Source organism: Asanoa sp. NPDC049475 (genome assembly GCF_040676915.1).
In the GTDB taxonomy this organism is placed as follows: domain Bacteria; phylum Actinomycetota; class Actinomycetes; order Mycobacteriales; family Micromonosporaceae; genus Asanoa.
This window is the reverse complement of the sequence record NZ_JBFAPY010000003.1, coordinates 516,962-534,334: the sequence shown is the minus strand read 5'-3', so window position 1 is coordinate 534,334 and position 17,373 is coordinate 516,962. Positions and strand designations below refer to the sequence as shown.

Annotated in this window: 15 protein-coding genes; 12 read left to right on the top strand and 3 right to left on the bottom strand. The window is 72.2% G+C overall.

From position 1 onward, the window contains the following. Nucleotides 1-14: 14 nt before the first annotated feature. From AB0J88_RS13685 to AB0J88_RS13675, 3 genes are all read left to right on the top strand, one after another. Nucleotides 15-1,010 carry a DUF5937 family protein gene (locus AB0J88_RS13685; RefSeq protein ID WP_364345197.1) on the top strand — a complete coding sequence of 332 codons (996 nt, stop codon included), beginning with the start codon at nt 15-17 and terminating at the stop codon, nt 1,008-1,010. A gap of 63 nt (nt 1,011-1,073) precedes the next feature. Then, nucleotides 1,074-1,571, top strand: a complete 498-nt coding sequence (locus AB0J88_RS13680; RefSeq protein ID WP_364345199.1) for a maleylpyruvate isomerase N-terminal domain-containing protein — start codon at nt 1,074-1,076, stop codon at nt 1,569-1,571. After that, nucleotides 1,568-2,422, top strand: a complete 855-nt coding sequence (locus tag AB0J88_RS13675) for an alpha/beta hydrolase (RefSeq protein WP_364345201.1) — start codon at nt 1,568-1,570, stop codon at nt 2,420-2,422. The genes AB0J88_RS13680 and AB0J88_RS13675 overlap by 4 nt, the downstream gene beginning before the upstream one ends. Here AB0J88_RS13675 and AB0J88_RS13670 read toward each other — a convergent pair. After that, on the bottom strand, nt 2,415-2,828 hold the full coding sequence (locus tag AB0J88_RS13670) for an RbsD/FucU family protein (protein ID WP_364345203.1): 414 nt from the start codon (nt 2,826-2,828) through the stop codon (nt 2,415-2,417). The genes AB0J88_RS13675 and AB0J88_RS13670 overlap by 8 nt on opposite strands. Before the next feature lie 162 nt (nt 2,829-2,990). On the opposite strand from AB0J88_RS13670, the gene AB0J88_RS13665 reads away from it, so the two are divergent. Continuing rightward, nucleotides 2,991-5,111, top strand: coding sequence for a PhoX family phosphatase (locus AB0J88_RS13665; protein WP_364345205.1), 2,121 nt, complete (start codon nt 2,991-2,993; stop codon nt 5,109-5,111). Nucleotides 5,112-5,151: 40 nt separating this feature from the next. Here AB0J88_RS13665 and AB0J88_RS13660 read toward each other — a convergent pair whose 3' ends face one another. Further along, a complete protein-coding gene (locus AB0J88_RS13660; protein WP_364345207.1) occupies nt 5,152-7,857 on the bottom strand; it encodes an AAA family ATPase in 2,706 nt (901 codons plus the stop codon). Between the two features lie 74 nt (nt 7,858-7,931). On the opposite strand from AB0J88_RS13660, the gene AB0J88_RS13655 reads away from it, so the two are divergent. From AB0J88_RS13655 to AB0J88_RS13635, 5 genes are all read left to right on the top strand, one after another. Further along, on the top strand, nt 7,932-8,741 hold the full coding sequence (locus tag AB0J88_RS13655; RefSeq protein ID WP_364345209.1) for an alpha/beta hydrolase: 810 nt from the start codon (nt 7,932-7,934) through the stop codon (nt 8,739-8,741). After that, a complete protein-coding gene (locus tag AB0J88_RS13650) occupies nt 8,738-9,922 on the top strand; it encodes an MFS transporter (RefSeq protein ID WP_364345211.1) in 1,185 nt (394 codons plus the stop codon). Before AB0J88_RS13655 ends, AB0J88_RS13650 begins: the two co-directional genes overlap by 4 nt. A gap of 129 nt (nt 9,923-10,051) precedes the next feature. Further along, the gene (locus AB0J88_RS13645; RefSeq protein ID WP_364345213.1) at nt 10,052-11,599 is read left to right on the top strand and encodes a PQQ-dependent sugar dehydrogenase; all 1,548 of its coding nucleotides are present in this window, start codon (nt 10,052-10,054) and stop codon (nt 11,597-11,599) included. Between the two features lie 113 nt (nt 11,600-11,712). Further along, the gene (locus AB0J88_RS13640) at nt 11,713-12,249 is read left to right on the top strand and encodes a sigma-70 family RNA polymerase sigma factor (RefSeq protein ID WP_364345215.1); all 537 of its coding nucleotides are present in this window, start codon (nt 11,713-11,715) and stop codon (nt 12,247-12,249) included. 11 nt (nt 12,250-12,260) lie between these two features. Then, nucleotides 12,261-13,136 carry a CU044_5270 family protein gene (locus AB0J88_RS13635; RefSeq protein ID WP_364345217.1) on the top strand — a complete coding sequence of 292 codons (876 nt, stop codon included), beginning with the start codon at nt 12,261-12,263 and terminating at the stop codon, nt 13,134-13,136. A gap of 36 nt (nt 13,137-13,172) precedes the next feature. Here the strand turns inward: AB0J88_RS13635 and AB0J88_RS13630 are convergent, their stop codons facing one another. Continuing rightward, nucleotides 13,173-14,471 carry an aspartate aminotransferase family protein gene (locus tag AB0J88_RS13630; RefSeq protein ID WP_364345219.1) on the bottom strand — a complete coding sequence of 433 codons (1,299 nt, stop codon included), beginning with the start codon at nt 14,469-14,471 and terminating at the stop codon, nt 13,173-13,175. Nucleotides 14,472-14,636: 165 nt separating this feature from the next. On the opposite strand from AB0J88_RS13630, the gene AB0J88_RS13625 reads away from it, so the two are divergent. The 3 genes from AB0J88_RS13625 to AB0J88_RS13615 are packed head-to-tail and all read left to right on the top strand — an operon-like array spanning nt 14,637 to nt 17,347. After that, nucleotides 14,637-15,629 carry a Gfo/Idh/MocA family oxidoreductase gene (locus tag AB0J88_RS13625; RefSeq protein ID WP_364345221.1) on the top strand — a complete coding sequence of 331 codons (993 nt, stop codon included), beginning with the start codon at nt 14,637-14,639 and terminating at the stop codon, nt 15,627-15,629. Beyond that, entirely contained in the window at nt 15,626-16,498 is an 873-nt protein-coding gene (locus AB0J88_RS13620) for a Gfo/Idh/MocA family oxidoreductase (protein ID WP_364345223.1), read from the top strand. Before AB0J88_RS13625 ends, AB0J88_RS13620 begins: the two co-directional genes overlap by 4 nt. Nucleotides 16,499-16,504: 6 nt before the next feature. Beyond that, the gene (locus AB0J88_RS13615) at nt 16,505-17,347 is read left to right on the top strand and encodes a fumarylacetoacetate hydrolase family protein (RefSeq protein ID WP_364345224.1); all 843 of its coding nucleotides are present in this window, start codon (nt 16,505-16,507) and stop codon (nt 17,345-17,347) included. Nucleotides 17,348-17,373 lie beyond the last annotated feature (26 nt).

Sequence of the window (17,373 nt, the reverse complement as noted above, 5' to 3'; positions counted from 1 at the left end):
GATCTTTGTTCGCCATGCCAATCGCGGTTGTCGGTCTGACCAGCGTCTCGGCCGCGGTGTCCCCGCTGTCCGAGCTGGGCTCCGCGCTGCACGCGATCGGTGACCCGGCTCACCACGGCGCCGACCTGCCGCCGATGAGCGCGGCGCTGCGCCGCCGGGTGCGGCGCTGGGCGTTCACGACGCGGGCGATCCGCGCCACCCCGTTCGTCACGGTCTGGGGTCCCGACGACGATTTCGCGACCCAGCTCGACCGACTCCGGGCCGTCCCGCCCCGCCGGCTGGCCATCCAGCTCATCCGGCCGATCTCGCCGCCGGGCGACACCGCCGCGGCGCTCCGCTGGGCGCAGGCCCGGGGCCTCGGTGACGAGGTCGCCGCACTCGTGGAACGCCCTGGGCCGGCGGTGACGGAGTTCCTGGAGTTCCTGGCCGAGAGCTGGGACGGCTGGTTCGCGCCCCAGTGGCTCGCGGTGCGACCGGTGCTGGCCGCCCGCACCCGGCGGTTCGCGCTCGACCTGGCCGCCCTCGGGCCGGCCGGAGCGCTGGCCACACTGGACCCGTCGATCACGGTGGCCGGCGCGGGCGTGTCGATCGCCAAGGTGGCCAAACGCCGGCACGACGTGTCCGGCCGCGGCTTGGTGGTCGTGCCGAGCACGCTGATCCGACCGCACCTCTACGTCGCCGACGTGCCGGGCCGGCCGCTGGTGCTGATCCATCCGGTCGACGCCGGGCCGCCGGTGCTGACCACCCGCGACGTGCTGCGGCGACTGGCCGCGCTGGCCAACCCGGGCCGGTTGGAGGTGGCCCGGGCGATCGCCACCGAGCCGCGTACGGCCGGCGAGGTCGCCGACCTCTGGCACGTCGACCCGACCCTGGTCAACCGGCATCTGCGCGCGCTGGCCGCCGCCGGCCTCGCGCGGGCCACGCGGCGCGGCCGGTTCGTCCAGTACGAGCTCGACGCGTCCGCCGTCGAGGGCCTCGGCGGCGACCTGATCGGCCTGCTGCTGCGCTGAGCCGGACTGACGGAAACCGTCAGCCCGCTCGTGCTGGATCCGACCACCTGTTTGGTTGGCGCCATGACCGATCAGCTTTCCCCCGCGCAGGCGGCCGACCGCCTGCGCACCGATCACGGCCTGCTCCTCGCCGCGGTCGACGGCCTGTCCGGAGACGCCCTCGCCGCCGACTACGCGACCGCGGCCGGGCCGCTCGGCGATTTCTGCTCGTCGTTGCACGACCTGGTCGCCCACGTGCTCATGTGGAACGAGATCAACCTGGCCGTGCTCACCGAGGCCGGCCGGGGCCGGGAGCACTGGAGCCTGGCGCCGACCTTCGAGACGCCCGAGACCGGGCGGGCGCTGAACCGGGCCGGCGTGGCGGCGGGCCGGTCGCTCGCCGCCGACCTGCTGCTCGACCGCCTCGCCAGCACCCACGCCGCACTGCTCGACCAGCTCGCCGGCTATGCCGACGGCGACTGGCCCGCGGCGCTCGCGACCAGGGTGTTCACGGTGCCCGGTCAGCCGCCGTTCTGGCACGCCGCGGTGCACCTGCGCGCGGTGCCGGCAGGTACCCGGTGAACCGGCGGATCGTCGCCGAGCCGCGATTCACCGCGGAGGCCGACGGGTTCACGGTCGTCGGCGCGGCCGGCGACCTCGAAGACCTGGGGGCGCTGCTCGACGACCGCGCCTTGCCGCCCGATCCCGCATTGGCGGGCCGGCTGGACCCGGCGGTGCACGCCGCCGACCTGCGGCTGCCCCTGCGCGGCGGGCCGACCCTGGTCCGGGTCTACCAGGCCGCGCCCGGGCCGGCTCCACTGCTGCTCTGGCTGCACGGCGGCGGGTTCGTCGGTGGGTCGGTGGCCGACCTCGACCACGTCTGCTCCGGGCTGGCCCGCCGGTCCGGCCGCACCGTGGTCTCGTTGGAGTACCGGCTGGCGCCGGAGGACCCGTACCCGGCCGCGCTGGACGACACCTACGACGCGATGTGCTGGCTGACCGAGCACGGGGGAATGCTCGGCGGCGACGGGCGGCTCGCGGCCGGTGGGCAGAGCGCGGGCGGTGCCCTGGTCGCGGGCGCCACGCTGCGCGCCCGGGACGAGGGCGGCCCGACGCTGGACCGGCAGGTGCTCTGCTATCCGGTGCTCGACGTGCCGGCCGAGCCGACCTGGGTGGACCGGCTCTACCTGACCGGCCCGCCCCCGGTCTACGCCGCGCCGCTGCGTGCCCCATCGCTGGCCGGGCTCCCGCCGACGCTGGTCATCGCCGCCGGGCGGGACCCGCTGCGCAAGGACGCGGAGGCGTACGCCGAGCGGCTCGACGGAGCGAACTATGTGGAGTACACGGACACGCCGCACGCGTTCCTGAACTTCTGTGCCGTGCTCTCGGCCGGCGACCACGCGATCGGGGTGATCTCCGAGTTCCTCAGGTGACGACGCCGACCGTCAGGATGACGTTCGCGTAGAGCCGCGTATCGCCGCTCGCGATCGCCAACGCCAGGTCGGGCCCGCGGGCTAAGTCGTAGAAGGCGAACCGGTCGAGCGGGGTCAACGGCACCGGATCGAGGTGCGCACGGAACACCGGGAAGATGTCGGGTTCCGGACCCTCCTGCGGCCGCATCACGAATGCCGACTCGACCGGTACAGCCGTCAGCACCGTCGCGAGGATGTCGTCGACCGCCACCAGCCCGGGCCGCAGATTCAGGAAAACGACGTCGGCGCCCGGCTTCGTACCCGTGGAATGGGGGTAGTTTCCGTCTGAGATGAGGATGGTCGATCCATGTCCGGCGCGGCCGAGCGCGCTCGCGATGCCGGGATGGAGCAGGGTGGTTTTGAGCATGGCCGGATCATCACGGCCGCGCACGAAGGCGTCTAGTAAGGACATCCTTAGCAGGGGTTCCACGTCCGTGGTTCATATTCCGGCTTTTCCATGTTTACCTGCTCTGATTAGCGTGCGGCTGTCTTGACGGAGAGATTTGTCGACGGTTCTAGGAGAGCCCGAATGACGGACCAGATCCGCCGCCAGTTGCCAATCGTCGGCGTGGCGAAGGTTTCGCACGGTCGTGACCGCATGACCTGCCTGTACCGCTGCGGAAACGCGTGTGACCACGCGGTGCCGAACGATTCCGATAACCAGTACTTCGGTGACCTCGTCAAGAACGAGGTCACCCGCCGCGGCGTGCTGCGCACCGGCGCGGTGGCCGGCGTCGCGCTCGGCCTCGGTGGTGCCGCCGTCCTGAGCGCCACCCCGGCGCTCGCCGCCACCGAGCCCCCGCCGGCGCTGCCGCTCGTCGAGGACTTCAGTGCGCTGACCGAGCAGACCACCGACCTCACCTTCAAGGCGGTCGCCCCGAACCGGGTCGACGCGCTGGTCGTGCCCAACGGCTACGACCACTCCGTGGTGATCCGCTGGGGCGACCCGGTGGTGCCGGGCGCGCCCGAGTTCGACGTCCGCAACCAGACCCTGGCCGCCCAGCTCAAGCAGTTCGGCTACAACAACGACTTCGTCGCGGTGCTGCCGCTCGACAAGAAGGCCACCCGCGCCCTGCTCGTGTGCAACCACGAGTACACCAACGAGGACCTGATGTTCCCGGGCTTCGTGAGCCAGGACGCGCTGAGCGTCGAGCAGATCAAGATCGCGATGGCCGCGCACGGCATGTCGGTCGTCGAGATCGAGCGGGTCGGCAAGACCGGCCAGTACGTGCTGGTCAAGAGCGGCGCCCGGCCGTACAACCGGCGCCTGACCACGCTGACGACGCACTTCCGGCTGACCGGGCCGGCCGCCGGCAGCCCGCTGCTGAAGACCGCCGCCGACCCGACTGGCACCGACGTGATCGGCACGATGAACAACTGCGCCGGCGGCGTCACGCCGTGGGGCACGATCCTGTCCGGCGAGGAGAACTTCAACCAGTACTTCGTCGGCGCGGAGACCTCGACGGGCGACGCCAAGGCCAGGTTCAACCGGTACGGCATCGACACGGTCAACCGCTACCCCTCGGGCAGCCGCAAGTGGGAGCGGGCCGACGAGCGCTTCGACCTGACGAAGAACCCCAACGAGGCCAACCGCTTCGGCTGGGTCGTCGAGTTCGACCCGTTCACCCCCGGCTCGACCCCGCGCAAGCACACCGCCATGGGCCGGTTCAAGCACGAGGGCGCCAACATCATCAAGTCGCGGGACGCCAAGGCGGTCGCGTACATGGGTGACGACGAGCGGTTCGACTACCTCTACAAGTTCGTCTCCGACAAGAAGGTCGACGGCCGCAACACGCCCGAGGCCCGCAAGCACAACCTGACCGTGCTGGAGTCCGGCACGCTCTACGTGGCCAAGCTCGGCTACACCTCGGCGACCGAGATCGACGGCTCGGGCAAGCTGCCCACCGACGGCGCGTTCAACGGGACCGGCACGTGGATCCCGCTGGTCAAGGGCGGAGCGTCGATGGTCGACGGCATGACCGTCGACGAGGTGCTGGTCTTCACCCGCCTCGCCGGCGACAAGGTGGGCGCGACCAAGCTGGACCGTCCCGAGGACGTCGAGCCGAACCCGGTCAACCGGAAGATCTACGCCGCGCTGACCAACAACACCAACCGCGGCGTCGGCAGCAACCCGGCGGCGGACGAGGCCAACCCGCGCAACGCCAACAAGCACGGGCACATCCTCGAGATCACCGAGGACAACGACGACCACACCGGCACGACGTTCACCTGGCGCGTGCCGATCGTCTGCGGCGACCCGACGGACCCCGCGACCTACTTCATGGGGTACGACAAGACCAAGGTCTCGCCGATCTCCTGCCCCGACAACGTCGCGTTCGACGGTGCCGGCAACCTCTGGATCTCCACCGACGGCAACGCGCTGGGCAGCAACGACGGCCTGTTCGCGACGCCGCTGGAGGGTCCCGAGGCGGGCCACCTCAAGCAGTTCCTGAGCGTCCCCTACGGCGCCGAGACCTGCGGCCCGTGGATCACCGACGACAACAAGAGCGTGTTCGTCGCGGTGCAGCACCCGGGTGAGATCTCCGGTGCCTCGGTGGCCAACCCGGCCTCCAACTGGCCCGACGGCGACTTCGCCAAGCCCGGCATCGCGGTCACCTGGAGCGTCTGGAACAAGAACATCGGCGCCTGAGCCGTTGTCCGCTGAGGGCCACCCCCGCGCGGGGCGGCCCTCAGCTTTCCGGCTTGAGCTCGTGCACCGCGTTCGTGAGCTGCACCCGCGACTGCACGTCGAGCTTGGTGAAGATCGACCGCAGGTGGGTGCTGACAGTGTTGGGGGAGAGGTTGAGCAGCCGCGCGGCCGCCTTGTTGGTGTGCCCCGCGCTGATCAGCTCGGCCACCTTGACCTCCGCGTCGGTGAGCGCCGCCCAACCCTGCTGCGGCCGGGCACCGTCGGTCTCCCACTTGGACCGGCGGGCACCGGCCCGGCGCATCACCTGCTGCACCCCGACCACCGCCGACCGCGCCCCGATCCCGTGATAGATGCCCCAGGCCCGGTCCAGCTCCGCGATGCCTTCCTCGCGCCGCCCGTACGCGAGCAGCATCCGGCCCCGGTCCTCGGCGGCGTTGCCCCGCAGCATCGGCCGCGGGCTGCGGTCGAGCACCGTGTTCGCGCGGGTCAGCAGGCCGAGGTCCTTGTGCGCCAGGCCGCGCAGCGCCAGCGCGACGCCTTCGAAACTGGCCACGCCGGGGTTGCGGGCCGCTCCCTCGGCCGCGATCGCCACCGCCTCGCTGGTGAACCGCTCGTCGCCGGTGGCCCGCCCGACCCGCACGAAGACCCGCATCCAGCCCGGACACCACGGCCAGTCGGCCCGGGCCTCGCGCGCCTCGAACAGCAGCGGCGCGAGGATCGACCGCGCGTCGTGGGCGCGTCCGTCGCTGGCGGCCAGCCAGCCCTCCATCAGCCGCAGGCCGGGCAGCCGCACCGAATCCTCGACGTGCCCGTCGTCGGGCGGCGCCAACCGGTCGGCGGCCTCGGCCAGGTTGCCGCGCAGCAGCGCGATGGCGCCGAGCACCAGCACCGCGTCGAGCTCGTGCACGTGGTCGCCGATCTCGCGTCCGATGGTGAGCAGGGTGCGCGCGCCGGCCTCGGCGTCGTCCAGCCGGCCGAGGTTGAAGTCCTGCCACATCTGCGCGGCGGTCACCGACGGCAGGGTCGCCTCGATGCCGCCACGGTCGTCCTGGTACGCCGCCTCCAACAGCGCGCCCGCGTCCGCGTACCGGTCGAGCAGCTGTAGTTCGATGATCTCCTCGGCGAGGTAGCTGGTCTCGCTGACCGCGCGCAGCTCACGGAAGTAGGCCAGCGACTCCGCGTGGTGGCCGCTGTTGCGACCCAGCTCGCCCATCGCCCGCAGGGCCAGCATCGTCGCGTCGTGGTCGCGGACCGATCGCGCCTCCCGCAGTGCCGGCTCGGCCGCCGCGCGGGCCTTCCAAGCGGGCTCCTTCCGGGTCAACGCCAGCGCGCGGGCCGCCGTCAACCGGGCGCGCAGCGGGGCGGAGACGTCCGGTGCGGCGAGTGCGTCGTCGATCCGGGCCACCGACTCCGCGGGGCGGCCGATCTGCCAGAGCGCCTGGGCCGCGACCACCTGGACCCGGGCGTAGGTCTCGGCGTCGCGCACCCGGGCCAGCACGGCGTCGGCGATCCGCACGGCGTCCGCGCAGCGCTGCACCCGGTACAGCACGTCGACGCACCGTTCGCCGGTCGGCTCCCATGAGCCCTGTGCGGGCCGCACCAGGCCGAACGCCTCGACGATCAGATCGCCCGCAGTGCCCGGCAGCACCGGCACCGCCCGGTGCGCCGCCTCGCACAGGATCGCGGCGCTCTCCTCGTCACCGGGCGTCGCCGCGGCCCGGGCATGTGGCGCGGCGGCCAACGCGTCGTGCCCCGACGCGAGCAGATAGTGGGCGCAGCGCCGGTGCAGGTCGCGCCGCACCGAGTCCGACAGCCCCGCGTAGACGGTCTCCAGGACCAGGTCGTGCCGGAAGCGCAGCCGGTGGCCGTCACGGGCGAGCAGCCCGGCCGCCACGGCGCCGTCGACGTCCGCCGCGCTCACCGACGGCACGACCCGCTGGGCCTCGTCGACCGCGAACGGCCGGCCGAGCACCGCCGCCAGCAGCACCACGGTCTTGTCCGGCAGCCCGTCCAACGACGCCTCGACCGCACGGACGAAGCTGGCCGGCGGCCCGTCGCCGTCCTCCGGGCCGTCGAGGATCTGGGTGACCAGGAAGGGGTTGCCGCCGACGCCTTCGAGCATCCGCTGGGTCGCGGGGCTGGCGGGGTGGCCCAGCCGGTCCCGGGCGATCGCGGCCACGTCGGCAGCGGTGAGGGGGCCGAGTGCGATGGTCTCCACCGGCACGGCCGCGGACGGTGCGGTGGTCAGCTCGTCGGCGGGATCGCGGGTGGCGAACGCCCAGACCACCGGGTTGCCGGCCAGCCGCTCCGGCAGCACGCGCAGCGCCAACCGGCTGAGCTGGTCGGCCCATTGCGCGTCGTCGACCACCACGAGGACCGGCGCCAGGTTGGCGACCCGTTCCAGCCGGGCGCCCACCCGGTCGACGAGCACCAGCGGATGGTCGGCAAGGTGGTCGAGCTCCGCCAGCGCCTCGGCGTCCAGCAACGGCTTCGGGCCGCTGCGCAGGGCCAGCAGCACGGGAGCGCCGGGCGAGATGCGGCCGATCTCGTCGGCCTTGCCGACCCCGGTGCGGAAGCCCATTCCGGTGGCCTGTGCGCCGATCGCGTCGAGTACGGCGGTCTTCCCGATTCCGGCCTCGCCGGTGACCACGATGATGCCGCTCTGGCCGTGTCGGGCCGCTCGGCGCAGCGCCGGCATCGCTGCCGACATCGCCGCCGAGCGACCACGCAGAACCACCCGTGCCACCTTCCACAACCTAGCGAGCGCCGCTCACGTATTCAGGTGATTCGGGGGAAGGGCGGACGCGTTCTGCTGGCGGGATGGACGAGGAACGGTTCGACGTGATCGACGACCTGGGCATCCGGTACGTTTCCAGCCCGGTCAGCCGGTCCGACCGCGAAGCGGACACGCTGCTGCTGCTCAGCCCATGGCCGGAAAGCTTGTACGCGTACACGGCGACCTGGCCCGCGCTGGCGGCCGAACGCCCGGTGATCGCCGTGGACCTGCCCGGCTTCGGGCGTTCCGAGGGGCGCGCGGAGCTGATGTCACCTCGCGTGATGGGCGAGTTCGTCACGCACCTCGTCGACCACTTCGGCCTCGAACAGCCACACGCGGTCGGCCCGGACGTCGGCACCGCCGCACTGCTGTTCGCCGCGGCCGCGCAGCCCGACCTGTTCCGCAGCGTGGTCGTCGGCGGCGGGGCGGCGACCTATCCGCTGACGCTGGAGGGGACGCTGCGCACGCTGGTCGAGGACGACGCCGACCAGGCCGTGGTGGCCGATTTCGTCGACGACCGGTTGCCACGCACGATCCGGGACGACTATGCCGCCTCCTACGCCGGTGACCGCCTCGCGGGTTCGCTGGCCTACCTGCGGTCGTACCCCGCGGAGCTGGCCGCCCTGGATCCGTTGTTGGCGACGATCCGGACGCCGGTGCAGATCATCGCCGGCCGGGACGACCCGTACGGGCTGGCCCGCGACGCCGAGGTGCTCAACGAGAAGCTGCCGGCCAGCCGCCTGGACGTGCTGAACTGCGGGCACGCCGCGTGGGAGGAACAGCCGGGCAACTACGCCGGCGTCGTCAGCGACTGGGTCGACGGCTCGTACCTGGGCGTTGTCGCACCCGGATGAGCCGCGGCGCCTCGTTCGCCGGCGCCGCCGCCGCGTTCGCGGCGCTCTTCGTCGCCGCCGGCGCACCGACCCCGTTGTTGGTCGACCTGCGTGAGCGCTGGAATTTCGCGCCGCCGCTGGTCACCGTCGCGTTCGGCGTGTACGCGTTCGCCGTGCTCGCCACCCTGTTGCTGACCGGCTCGCTGTCGGACCACCTCGGCCGGCGACCGGTGCTGCTCGGCGCGCTGGCGATCCAGTTGGCGGCGATGCTGATGTTCGTGTTCGCGTCGAACATCTGGTGGGTGTGCGGCGCCCGGGTGGTGCAGGGCATAGCCATGGGCGCGGCGACGAGCGCGTTCACCGCCTGGATCGTCGAGCTCGCGCCGGCCCGGCACCGCACGCTGGGCGCGATCGTCGGCGCCGCCGCGCCGTCGGCGGGTCTCGGCGTCGGCGCGCTGCTGACCGGGGTGGCCGTGACGCGCGGCGCCGACCGGCTCGTCTTCGTCGCGCTCGCGGCCGTCACCGTGGCCTCGACGGTGGTGGTCGCGCTGTCCCGCGAGACGGTCGCCCGCCGGCCCGGCGCCGTCCGCTCGCTGGTGCCTCGCGTGCATGTGCCCTCCCGGATCCGGCTCGAGTTCCGCGCGGTGGTCGCACCCGTGCTCGTCTCCTCGTGGATGCTGGCCGCACTGTTCCTCGGCCTCGCGCCGACCGTCGTCCGCGGCGTCTTCGGCACCCGCGACGGGGTGGTGCACGGGGCGTACGTGTTCGTCGCCCTGGTCGCGGGCGCGCTCGCCGCGGTCGTGCTCGGCCGGCGCACCGCGCGCGCCGCACGGACGCTCGGCGCGGTGCTGGTGGTGGCCGGCGCGGCGCTGCTGGCGGGAGCGGTCGGTGCCGGCCTGTTCCCGCTGCTCTGGGTCGGCGGCGTGGTCAGCGGAGTCGGGTTGGGGGCGGCCTTCTCGGGCGCGCTGCGGACCGTGACGCCGCTGGTCTCGGATCCGGAGCGGGCCGGCCTGTTCGCGGCGGTCTACGTCGTCTCGTACCTGTCGTTCGGCGTGCCGGCCATCGTCGCGGGTGAGCTGATCGGCCCGGTCGGCCTGGTGAAGACCGTCGCCGGGTACGCGGTGCTGGTCGCCGTGGTCGGCCTGGCGGCGCTGGTCGCCCTGGCGCCCGCTCCGATCAGTCCTATGTGGCGCAAGCCTTAGCGGATCGCGGCCTGGCCGGAGGCCCGTTCTGGGCGATTCACCCTTTTGCGTTAAATGTCCAATCTGGCCGTAACCTTCTCATGCCGGCTGGCACCGTGGCGAACACAAGAGCCCCCTTCGCTTCGGGAGATGTCCATGCACAAACCCGCGATAGCCGCCGCCGCGGCCGTGGCCGGCGTCGCGTTGAGCGTCGCCGGGATCGCCGTCGCGGTGGACCGGCCGGCGACCCGGAACGCGCTGTCCGCCACCACGCCGACCGTCGACTTCACCAACCCGACCACGGCCGCGAGCAACCTGCGCGTGCCATGGGGAATGACGTACCTGCCGGACGGCTCCGGACTCGTCGCCGAACGCGACCGGGCACAGATCCTGCGCGTACGACCCGGCCTGCCGACGCAGATCGTCGGTGTGGTGCCCGGCGTCGTCGCGGGCGGCGAGGGTGGTCTGCTCGGCCTGACGGTGTCGCCGACGTACGCGACCGACAACCTCGTCTACGCCTTCTACACGTCGGCCACCGACAACCGCATCGTGCGCTTCACGCTGGCCGACATGGCCGCACAGACCCCGGTCTTCACCGGGATCGTCAAGGCCAACGTGCACAACGGCGGCCGCATCGCGTTCGGGCCGGACGGCATGCTCTACGCCGGAGTCGGCGACGCCGGGGTGCCCGGCCGCGCGCAGGACCCCGCCAGCCCGAACGGGAAGATCCTTCGGCTGCGGCCCAACGGCAGCGTGCCGGATGACAACCCGACCGCGGGCTCGCCGGTCTACAGCCTCGGCCACCGCAACGTGCAGGGCCTCGCCTGGGACTCGGCGGGCCGGCTCTACGCGACGGAGTTCGGCCAGGACACGTACGACGAGGTCAACCGGATCGAGGCGGGCGGCAACTACGGCTGGCCGGTCGTGGAGGGAAACTCCACCAACACGGCGTACCGGAACCCGCTCCTGACCTGGAGCCCGGTCGAAGCCTCACCGAGCGGCGCGGCCATCATCGGCGACTCCCTGTTCGTCGCGTCGCTGCGCGGCAACCGGCTCTGGGTGGTGCCGCTGGACGGCTCGGGCGGGGTCGGCACGCCGGTGGCCGCGCTCAACGGGCGGTTCGGTCGGCTGCGTACGGTCGAGAAGGCGCCTGACGGGTCGCTCTGGGTGGCCACGAGCAACCGCGACGGACGGGGCAACCCGGCGCCGAGCGACGACCGCATCTTCAAGTTCACGGTGACGATGCCGACGCCCTCGCCGACGCCCACCCTGACGCCGACGACAGACCCGACGACGACCCCAACGGCAACGCCGACCGCGACGCCGACGGTGGACCCGACCACGTCTCCGACCGCTTCTCCGACGCCGAGTGAGACGCCGAACGAGCCAGACGTGGAGTGCACGGTCAGCTACAGCGCCAACGGCATAGCGGGCCTGCTGATCGGCAACGTCCGGGTGCGGAACGAGGGCTCGGCGATCAGCTCGTGGAGGTTGACCTGGACGTTCGGCGGCAGCCAGCGGATCACCAGCGCCTGGGGCGCCCGGGTCAGCCAGTCCGGTCGCTCGGTGACGGCCCGCAACGAGAGCTGGAACGGCGGCCTGGACACCGGCGACAGCGCGAACTTCGGTTTCCTCGCCAACGGCACCGGCACCGGCCGCCCGAGCAACATCCGCCTGAACGGCACAGCCTGCGACTGACCCGCACGCACGCCGAACCGCCCGGATCCCACAACGGACCCGGGCGGTTCCGCGTGTAACGCTCGGCCCGCCGCGAACCAAGGGAAGGGTGAAGGCAGACGGCGGGAGGGCCGATGGCGTACGACCTGACCACGATCGGGCACGATCCGGTGGCGTTCGAAGCGTTCTACCGGGACCACGTCGAGGTGGTCGGCCGGTTCGTCGCGCGCCGGGTGGACGATCCCCAGGCCGCAGCCGACCTGACCGCCGAGGTGTTTCTCGCGGCGATCGACTCGGCGGCCGGCTACCGCGCCTCCCGGGGCAGCGAGGTCGGCTGGCTGTTCGGCGTCGCGCGCAACGTGATCGCGGCGGAGCGGCGGCGCTGGCACCGGCACCGGAGGGCGACCGCCGAGGCGGCCGGGCACCGGGTGCTCGACGCCGACGACATCGCGCGGATCGAGGAGCGCATCGACGCCGAGGCCGCGGCCCGCCGCACGTACGACGCGATCCAGGGGCTGCCAGACGACACGCGGGCGCTGCTCGAGCTCGTCGCGGTCGACGGGCTTACCACCGCCGAGGCCGCCCAAGCGCTGGGCATCACCGCCGTGGCCGCGCGCGTCCGGTTGCACCGCGCGCGTAGGGCCGTCCGACTCTCGCTCGCGACCCGTTGAGGAGACCGATCATGACTCTTTCCGGATACGAGGAGCGCCTGCTCGACGAGTTGCGGGCGCACGTGGCCGCTCGCCCGGAGCCGGCGGCTCCGCCGTCACGACGTCGCGTGCTGATGGCCGCGGCCGCTGTCACGCTGACCGCCGCCGCGGTGACCGTGCCTCTGGTCGGCGAGCGGCCGGCCGCGGCCAGCGCCGAGCTGATCCTGCGAGACGCGGCACGGGCGGCGCGGCAGGAACCCACCCTGACGGCCCGCCGGGACCAGTGGGTCTTCACCGAGGAGCGGGCGATCCTGGCGGATCCCGTGACCCTCGACCGGTACACCACGGTCCGTCTCCAACAGTGGGTCCCCGTCGACCCTGGCGAACAGTGGCGGCAGCGCCGCTGGGACGAGGCGATCGGCGGTCCGTGGCGTGAGGACACCATCTATCCCGAGATGGGACGTCCGCTCGGCTATCTGGGAGATCTGCCGACCGACGCCGACAGCATGCTGCGTTACCTGCGTGAGTATCCGATCGATGGGGACCTGCCGCCGGGTGCCGACCTGGCGGCGATCGAGGCGAGCCCCAGCCGGCCGTGGGTCACCGCGCAGGATTTTCTCCAGGGATACCTCCCGCCACCGTCCCGCGCGGCTCTCTTCGAGGCGATGGCCCGGGTGCCCGGCGTCACCGTGGTGCCGGGCGACGTCGCCGACGCGGCGGGGCGGCCCGGCATCGCACTGCGGCCGTCCGGCATGTCCGGCGGCTCGAATGACATCATCTTCGACCGCGACACCTTCGCCTACCTGGGCGACCGCTACCTGCTCAGTCGGGACGGCGAAGACGTCCTGTTCATGAGCACGGCCCGGCTGCGCACCGCGATCGTCGACCGCGCCGGCGACCTGCCCTGACGGCCCGCGTCAGGGCGGGCCGTCGGGCGGCCTGCCTTAGCGCAGCGTCTTGAGGACCTCGCGGGCCGCTTCGAGGGTGCGGTCGACCTCTTCCTCCGTGTGCGAGCCCGAGACGTGGTTGCGCTTCAGCGACATCGGGAGCATGAGGAAGCCCCGGTCCGTCATGCCGCGGTGGAAGGCCACGTACGCCGTGTGGTCGTTTCGGAGGAGGTCGCGGTAGCCGAGCGCCGGTCCGGCCAGGAAGTAGACCGCGAACACGCCGCCGAAGCCGGCCACCGTGGCCTCGATGTCGAGCTCCGACAGGATGCCCCGCAACCCCGCGCGCATCCGCTCGCCGAGGGCGTGGGTCCGCGTGTAGAAGTCCGGGTGCGACGCCAGGTAGTCGATGGTGGCCAGGGCGGCCGCGCAGCCGATCGGGTTGCCGTTGAACGTGCCGGCCATGAGCACGTCGCCGGTCTGGCCGTTGAAGTGCTCCATCAGGTCGCGCCGGCCGGCCAGGCCGCCGACCGGGAAGCCGTTGGCCATGCCCTTGCCGAACGTGGTCAGGTCCGGCGTCACGCCGATGACCTGCTGGTAGCCGCCGAGCGCGTGCCGGAAGCCGGTGATCACCTCGTCGAAGATGAGCAGCGCGCCCTGCTGTTCGGTCAGCTTGCGCAGACCCTCGACGAACTCCTGCGTCGGCAGCAGGGCGCCGACGTTGTGCGGAATGGGCTCGAGGATGACGGCGGCGATCCGGTCGCGGTGCGCGTCGAAGAGCGCCGACACGGACTCGAGGTCGTTGAACTCCGCGATCAGGGTGGCGTCGACGGCCTGGTCGAGGATGCCCTTGGAGAGCGGATCCCGGCCGTACGCCTTCTCCGGCGTGGAGATGACGTTGCGGGCCACCGCGTCGTGCCAGCCATGGAATCCGCCCTGGAACTTGATGATGAGGTCTCGCTCGGTGACGCCGCGGGCCAGCCGGATCGCCTGCGCGGTCGCCTCCGATCCGCTCATCGTGGCGATCATCGACTCGGCGGACGGGATGACCTCGACGATCCGCTGCGCGAGGCGCACCTCGGCCTCGGTGACACCGATGCCGGTCAGGTCGACGCCGCCGAGCGCGTCGCGGATCGCGTTGTTGACGACGGGCGAGTTGTGGCCGAGCAGGATCGCGCCGAACGCTGCGTGGTAGTCCAGGTAGCGCCGGCCGTCGGCGTCCGTCAGGTAGGCGCCCTCGGCCTCGACGAACGCGTACGGCGCGCCGATGTAGCGGGTCGACGAGTTGACGCCGCCGGGGATGACAGCCGCGGCAGCGTCCGCGATGGTTTTGCCGCGCGGGGATTCAGGGGATGGCATGTGCGACCTCGTATCCAGTTGGGCTGGCGGAGCCGACGCTAGAACAACCGTCATCAACATGGCAAGGCGTTCCATGTTTTACACATGCGACCTTGACAGGGCTCCCCGTCGACCACAGGATGACCGAACATGAAACATCGTTCCGTGCCTGGGGAGGTCACGTCGATGGATCGGATCGGAATCGTGCTGGTGGGCGCCGGCTTCATCGCCGATGCGCACAGCGGTGCGATCGACGCCGACCCGCGGGCCGAGCTCATCGGGATCGTCGACGCCGCGCCGGGCCGCGCCGCGGCGTTCGCCCGCAAACAGGGCGGCATCCGGCACGCCCCCGACCTCGACACCGCACTGGCGTGGCCCGGCGTCGACGCCGTCATCCTCTGCACTCCCAACGACACGCACGCGCCGATCGGGCTCGCGGTCGCCGCCGCCGGCAAGCACCTGCTGGTGGAGAAGCCGCTGGCCACCACGGTCGCCGACGCACAGCGGCTCGCGAGCGCGTTCCAGGCGGCCGGCAAGGTGCTGGTCGCCGCGCACACGCACCGCTTCTACGACTACGGCCGAGCGGTCAAGCAGACCATCGACGCGGGCCTGATCGGCCGCCCGCGACTGGTCCGGCTGGCGATCCTCGGCGGCTGGATCTGGCCCGACTGGAGCGCCTGGGTCGGTGACCCGCAGCGCTCCGGCGGTCATGCGCTGCACAACGGCGTACACCTGCTGGATCTGGCCACCTGGTGGCTCGACGGCCAACCGGCGAGCGTGTTCGCCCGCGGCCGCAAGCAGACCGCGGCCGAGCTGCGGATCTACGACTACCTGGAGATGGTGGTGACCTACGCCGACGGCGCGACCGCGGTCTGCGAGATGAGCCGGGCACACCGCCCGGGCTCCATCGCGCAACGTGAGCTTCTCGTCACGGGGACGGAGGGGATCGTCGAGCAGGGTTGGGACGGCGAGTCGTCGCTCGTCTTCGGCGAGAGCGGCACCTCGACCCTGCCGGCCGCGGGCGGCAACGGTTTCGCGGCGCAGCTCGGCGCGTGGCTCGACACGATCGGCGGCGCTCCGTCGTTGATGCCGGTCGGTGACGCGGTCCGCGCGGTGACGCTCGGCGTCGCGGTCGAGGAGTCCATCGCGACCGGCAGGCCCGTGGCGGTGATGGCATGACCCGCGTCGCGCTGGTCGGCAACGCCGGCATCGGCACCCAGGACCACCAGAGCTCGATGTACGGGCCGGCGTTCGAGCGGCACCCCGGCTTCCAGGTCGTCGACAACGTCGACGAGGCCGAGGTGCTCAGCATCGCGCTGCCGTTGGCGGAACGCGGCAAGGCCGTCGCCGACGCGGTGCGGGCGGGCAAGCACGTGCTCGCCGACAAGCCGCTGGCCGCCACGCTCGCCGAGGCGGAAGAGATCGAGCGGCTCGCCGCCGAGCACGGCGTGGTGGTCGTGCCGGCGCACCACCAGCGACTGGCACCCGCGCTGCGGTCGGCGATCGGTGCCGTCCGGGCCGGCCGGGTCGGGCTGCCGTGGAACGTGCAGTGCGACTTCATCGTGGCCGGCGGAGATCCCGCGCCCACCGGCGAGCTCGTCAACTTCGGTCTCTACCCGGTCGACGTGGTGCGTGCCCTGCTCGGCCTCGAGGTGCGCCGGGTGCACGCGACCGGTTCGCCGGATCTGGTCACGCTGCTGCTCGACCACGACCACGGGGTGACCAGCACGATCGTCTGCGGTCGGGTGCCGGAGTTGCGTGACGTGCCGCCCGGTGGGCTCGCGGTGCACCGCTACCGGATCAGCGGTTCGCACGGCGTGCTGGCGGTCGACGCCCGCAAGCCGGCCCTCCAGGTGCGCACCACCGGCACCAACGGTCCGGTGTGGACCGGGCCGGGCACGGTCGACGCGCTGCTCGACGTGCTCGCGGCGGGCATCGCCGCCGGCCGCGCGGCGATCGGCCCCCACGACGCGGTGCAGGCGCAGCGCGTGATCGAAGCCGCACAACGATCCATGGCGACCGGCCACCCGGTCGAGACGAAGGAGTGAGCAACGATGCGACTCGTCACCTACCGCCGCGCCGGCGAGGTGCGCCACGGCCGGCTGACGGACGACGACCGGGTGGTGGAGTTCGGCGACGGTGACCTCGAGGGCTACCTCAACGGGGGCAGCACCGAGGGCCGGCTCGAGGTGGCCCTGGCCGACGTCGAGCTGCTGGCACCGTTGCTGCGCCCCGGCAAGCTGCTGGCGGCCGCCGCGAACTACCAGGACCACGTCACGGAGTCCGGCGCCGAGCCGCTGGACAAGGCGCGGCTGAGCCCCCGGCTGTTCCTCAAGCCGCCGACGTCGATCGTCGGCCCCGACGCGACGATCCCGCTGCCGGCGGTCAGCTCCGAGGTCGACTGGGAGGCCGAGCTCGCAGTGGTGATCGGCCGCCGGGTCCGCGACATCGCGGAGGCGGACGCCCTCGACGCCGTGGCCGGCTACATGACCTCCAACGACGTCTCCGCGCGTTCGGTCGACTACGGCTTCCCGCGCGACACCGACGACAAGCAGGTCTGGTTCTTCGACTGGCTGGCCGGCAAGTGGCTCGACGGCTTCGCGCCACTCGGGCCATGGCTGGTCACCGCTGACGAGGTGCCGGACCCGCAGGCGCTGTCTGTGCACCTCGACGTCAACGGGGTGACCAAGCAGACCGGATCCACGAAGGACATGATCTTCAGCGTGGCGGAGCTCGTCGCACACGCGTCACGACTGATGACCCTCGAGCCCGGTGACGTGATCCTCACCGGTACGCCGTCCGGCGTGGGCGCCGCGACGGGTGAATACCTGAAGGCCGGTGACGTGATGACCGTCGTCGTCGGCCAGCTGGGCCAACTCCGCAACACGGTTGCGTAGCAACCGCCCCCACTGAGAGGTCCACC

Coding starts and splice junctions, on each gene's coding strand:
- AB0J88_RS13635 (WP_364345217.1), top strand. CDS start 12,261: ATGACTCTTTCCGGATACGAGGAGCGCCTGCTCGACGAGTTGCGGGCG.
- AB0J88_RS13615 (WP_364345224.1), top strand. CDS start 16,505: ATGCGACTCGTCACCTACCGCCGCGCCGGCGAGGTGCGCCACGGCCGG.
- AB0J88_RS13645 (WP_364345213.1), top strand. CDS start 10,052: ATGTCCATGCACAAACCCGCGATAGCCGCCGCCGCGGCCGTGGCCGGC.
- AB0J88_RS13680 (WP_364345199.1), top strand. CDS start 1,074: ATGACCGATCAGCTTTCCCCCGCGCAGGCGGCCGACCGCCTGCGCACC.
- AB0J88_RS13670 (WP_364345203.1), bottom strand. CDS start 2,828: ATGCTCAAAACCACCCTGCTCCATCCCGGCATCGCGAGCGCGCTCGGC.
- AB0J88_RS13665 (WP_364345205.1), top strand. CDS start 2,991: ATGACGGACCAGATCCGCCGCCAGTTGCCAATCGTCGGCGTGGCGAAG.
- AB0J88_RS13640 (WP_364345215.1), top strand. CDS start 11,713: ATGGCGTACGACCTGACCACGATCGGGCACGATCCGGTGGCGTTCGAA.
- AB0J88_RS13630 (WP_364345219.1), bottom strand. CDS start 14,471: ATGCCATCCCCTGAATCCCCGCGCGGCAAAACCATCGCGGACGCTGCC.
- AB0J88_RS13650 (WP_364345211.1), top strand. CDS start 8,738: ATGAGCCGCGGCGCCTCGTTCGCCGGCGCCGCCGCCGCGTTCGCGGCG.
- AB0J88_RS13685 (WP_364345197.1), top strand. CDS start 15: ATGCCAATCGCGGTTGTCGGTCTGACCAGCGTCTCGGCCGCGGTGTCC.
- AB0J88_RS13655 (WP_364345209.1), top strand. CDS start 7,932: ATGGACGAGGAACGGTTCGACGTGATCGACGACCTGGGCATCCGGTAC.
- AB0J88_RS13620 (WP_364345223.1), top strand. CDS start 15,626: ATGACCCGCGTCGCGCTGGTCGGCAACGCCGGCATCGGCACCCAGGAC.
- AB0J88_RS13625 (WP_364345221.1), top strand. CDS start 14,637: ATGGATCGGATCGGAATCGTGCTGGTGGGCGCCGGCTTCATCGCCGAT.